This window comes from Streptomyces sp. NPDC006283 (genome assembly GCF_040613325.1).
In the GTDB taxonomy this organism is placed as follows: domain Bacteria; phylum Actinomycetota; class Actinomycetes; order Streptomycetales; family Streptomycetaceae; genus Streptomyces.
In genome coordinates this window covers 1-2540 of sequence record NZ_JBEXRZ010000405.1, presented here as the reverse complement: position 1 = coordinate 2540, position 2540 = coordinate 1, and the positions used below count along the sequence as shown (strand labels likewise).

General features: G+C 67.2%; 2 protein-coding genes and 1 pseudogene. 2 read left to right on the top strand and 1 reads right to left on the bottom strand.

Annotation, left to right across the window (positions count from 1 at the left end):
* Positions 1-86: 86 nt before the first annotated feature.
* Positions 87-359 (bottom strand): annotated as a pseudogene (locus tag ABZ070_RS36640) (hypothetical protein); the annotation flags it as partial.
* A 107-nt stretch (positions 360-466) separates the two neighbouring features.
* Between ABZ070_RS36640 and ABZ070_RS36635 the strand changes: the two are divergent.
* Both ABZ070_RS36635 and ABZ070_RS36630 read left to right on the top strand, forming a co-directional pair.
* Positions 467-859 carry a hypothetical protein gene (locus ABZ070_RS36635; protein WP_356640450.1) on the top strand — a complete coding sequence of 131 codons (393 nt, stop codon included), beginning with the start codon at positions 467-469 and terminating at the stop codon, positions 857-859.
* A gap of 344 nt (positions 860-1203) precedes the next feature.
* Positions 1204-2472, top strand: a complete 1269-nt coding sequence (locus tag ABZ070_RS36630; RefSeq protein WP_356640448.1) for an Ig-like domain-containing protein — start codon at positions 1204-1206, stop codon at positions 2470-2472.
* Positions 2473-2540 lie beyond the last annotated feature (68 nt).

The window sequence follows — 2540 nt, the reverse complement described above, 5'->3', positions numbered from 1 at the left end:
GGCCGGCGCACCAGAACGTGGTGATCCAGACCTCCGACCGGCACAAGTTCGTGATGCGTTTCGAAGGCTGAAACGGCGGCGGGCGAGCGCCTGCGCATCGAGTAGGCGACGAGGCCGGCCCCGATCCCCAGGAACGTGGTGCCCCCGATCACATACGGGGTGGTGTCCACGCTGCCCGTGCGGGCCAGGAGCAGTTCCTGCTCGCCCGTCGTCTGCGGCGCGGCGGCGGAAGAGACGCTTCCGGACTGCTGCGCGGCCTGTCTCTCGGCGGTCGCGTTCGCCGAGGGAACGAACCACAGCGCACACAGCAGCGTCCCTGCGGCAGTGGCGGTGAGCAGCGGTCGACGTGCGACGGACACGGAGTCGATCCTCCTTGAGGAATCCTCGAATTGGCCGGTGGGCTGATGCTAGTGAAAGCAGCGGGTCGCGGGAAAGCCGCGGCCTTCCGGGCCCTACTCTCCGACGTATGACCACTTCTGAGACATCACGCTATGTGCGGCTACGAGTTGAATTGGTACTCGAGGTCGAGGACTCCGCGGCGCTGACCGGCGCGGCGCTGGAGAAGATCGCGGAGGACGATCAGATGCCCGACGAGGAGCGCGCCCACGCGCGCTCCGCGGTCCGGGAGGACGAGGCGGAGGCCCTCGCCTACCTCGTGGACCCCTTCGACCTGGTCGGCGAGGTGCCGGGGGTCGAGCTCGCGCAGGCGTCGTGGAGCAGTGAGGAGATCGACTACGACCCCGATTCCGAGGAGTGGGACCTGGGGGACGAGGACGACGACGATGATGATGGTTACGGCGGCGGTCCGGACGGTTACCCGCTGCTCGACACGAACGGCGGCGACGGCCGCAACCCGTAGGCCCGCGCGGCGGATCATGGCCGAACGGGCCCGGCCGGGAATGTGCCAGGCTTCGGCCCCGGATCGTCCGGGCAGGCGAACCGGGGCCCGGTCGCAGCCGTGCCGTCGTGAGAAGCGTGAGAAGGGCGACAATCGGACGTGGGAAACCGGTCGGCGGGTACTGCAACCGACAAGGGCGCGGCAGCGTCGATCAGTTCGGGGCGTGGCGCGTCCGGCAAGCGGTCTGTCCGCCGACCGGACAGACCGTGTTGATGAGTGTTGTTCCCCACATCTTGTACCGATGTGGAACCGGATGCCCTGAAATGGGGGTTGTCCATAGTGGTTGGTCAGGTGTCTCGGCAACGATGGAGAAGCGTGTGATGACGGACAGCAAGCGGCGCAGCGGCCTGAAGGTCGCGTCCGCCGTGCTCGGGGGCGTCCTGGCCCTGTCGGCCTGCAGCGGTGGGGACGACGAGGCATCGGCCGCTTCGGACAAGCCGAAGACGTCACAGGCGCAGATCGACGAGGCGGCGGCCAAGGAAGTCTCCAAGGCGCGAATACTGATTTCGCCGAAGAACGGCGCCACCAACGCGAGCATCAACAACGCCGCCAGGGTCACGGTCAGCGACGGCACGCTGACCGAGGTGGAGATGACGACCGCCGACGGCACGGCCGTCGCCGGCACGCTCGCCGCCGACGGCAAGAGCTGGAAGCCCGACGGTCAGCTCGAGCGCTCGACCACGTACAAGATCTCCGCCACGGCGAAGGATGCGGCGGGCCTGGAGGCGCACGAGAACGCGTCGTTCACGACCGTCTCGCCGGACAACAGCTTCATCGGCAACTTCACGCCGGAAGACGGTTCCACCGTCGGTGTCGGCATGCCGGTCTCGATCAACTTCAACAAGGCGATCACGGACCGCAAGGCCGTCCAGTCGGGCATCACCGTGACCTCCAGCACCGGCCAGGAGGTCGTCGGGCACTGGTTCAACAGCCAGCGCCTGGACTTCCGCCCGGACCAGTACTGGACCGAGGGCTCGACCGTCACCCTGAAGCTCGAGCTCGACGGGGTCGAGGGCGCCGAGGGCGTCTACGGCGTCCAGCAGAAGACGGTCACGTTCAAGATCGGCCGTAACCAGGTGTCGACCGTCGACGTCACCCAGAAGACGATGACGGTCTCTCAGGACGGCAAGGTCGTGAAGACCATCCCGATCTCCGCCGGTTCGCCGGAGAACCCGACGTACAACGGTCAGATGGTGATCTCCGAGAAGTTCAAGGAGACCCGGATGAACGGTGCGACGGTCGGCTTCACCGACGACGACGGCAAGGGCGAGTACGACATCAAGGACGTCCCGCACGCCATGCGGCTGTCCACGTCGGGCACGTTCATCCACGGCAACTACTGGGGGCCGGACTCGGTCTTCGGCGGCTCCAACACCAGCCACGGCTGTGTCGGTCTGAACGACGTCAAGGGCGCCGGCGACCCGAACCAGCCCGCCGCCTGGTTCTACGACAACTCGATCGTCGGCGACGTGGTGGTCGTCAAGAACTCCAAGGACACCACCATCAAGCCGGACAACGGCCTGAACGGCTGGAACATGGACTGGGCGCAGTGGAAGGCCGGCTCGGCCGTCTGACCCGTCCCCCGACCGCCGCAGGGGCGGCACCCTCTCACGGGGTGGCCGAAGCTCAAGGGCAAGCTCGA